This window comes from Bradyrhizobium yuanmingense (assembly GCF_900094575.1).
Classification (GTDB): Bacteria; Pseudomonadota; Alphaproteobacteria; order Rhizobiales; family Xanthobacteraceae; genus Bradyrhizobium; species Bradyrhizobium yuanmingense.
In genome coordinates this window covers 1-1,027 of the sequence record NZ_FMAE01000106.1, presented here as the reverse complement: position 1 = coordinate 1,027, position 1,027 = coordinate 1, and the positions used below count along the sequence as shown (strand labels likewise).

Below are 1,027 nucleotides of genomic sequence, written 5' to 3'. Positions count from 1 at the left end.
AAACCGCGAAGCTGATGGTCTTCAAGCTCATCGACGCCGCATCGAAGACCTGGCGGCGATTGAAGAGCACGAACAGTTGCCGAAAGTCATCGCCGATGTAAAGTTCATCGACGGAATCGAAGTCATTCCGAACACTGAAAGCCACGCCGCCTGATCAGGCCGCGTCACCCAAAATCAGCCATAGCTCCGATAAAGAGGGTCCCGGGCGGTTGGCATGCCGCTCGTCTACCCCCTCGACCGCTCCAATTCGTTAACTTGACGGTACCGGCCTGACCTTGTCAGAGATCATGATCGACCTCCTTCGCGGGCAGCGTTGCTGTCCTCGCAGCATGGTCGAGGATCAACTGCATCATCAGGCTCGTGAGGGCCGCCCGGGCTTCCGCCGGCAGCTCCAGCGCATGCGGGCGCGCCGATGGCGCCGTTCAGCAGGCCACTCCCGAACAGATCCATCTGCGGCTGCGGCCGCGGTTGTCGATTGTGTCGGTATCCGCTCCCTGGCATTGCCGTCTGCCGTGACATGAGTCTCTCCCCGATTCTGGTCGTGAGAGGCTCTGGATGCGCCAGAAAGCAGGGCAGCTGATGGCGTTCGATCCTTCAACGCCAGATCGAGAAGCGCAGAGAGCGCCGCAAGTGCGTCAATGCTGACAAACGGCTGAGCTGCCAAAAGCTCGGCGTCAGGGCATGCTGCCCGATCGAACATCCATGCTGGAACCTCCAACCATCGATCCGCTTGCGATCCATCAAGAGAGCAGCGGAAAGCGACATCATCAGCCTTCCCGACCGTTCCATGAACGCAAACTCGGCGACCAAACCAGGGATGAAATCGATAAAGAACCTCGCGAAGAACGGTTTTGTGGGCGTTCTTGAGTCTCGTTGTACAATGGCCGGCGTCCCCACTCAAGCCTTGACGGCGGCACCCCCGATCAAGCTTACTTCAGCCCGCTGCCGTTCCGCGCGGCAGCCTAACTCTGGCAGAAACTCCACTTATCGACGCGGAATTGCTGTTCAGACAACCGGGGCCAGCTCT

At 59.5% G+C, this 1,027-nt stretch carries 1 pseudogene; it reads left to right on the top strand.

The annotated features are described in order from the left end of the window. Positions 1-154: pseudogene (locus tag GA0061099_RS40975) on the top strand (IS256 family transposase); the annotation flags it as partial. Positions 155-1,027 lie beyond the last annotated feature (873 nt).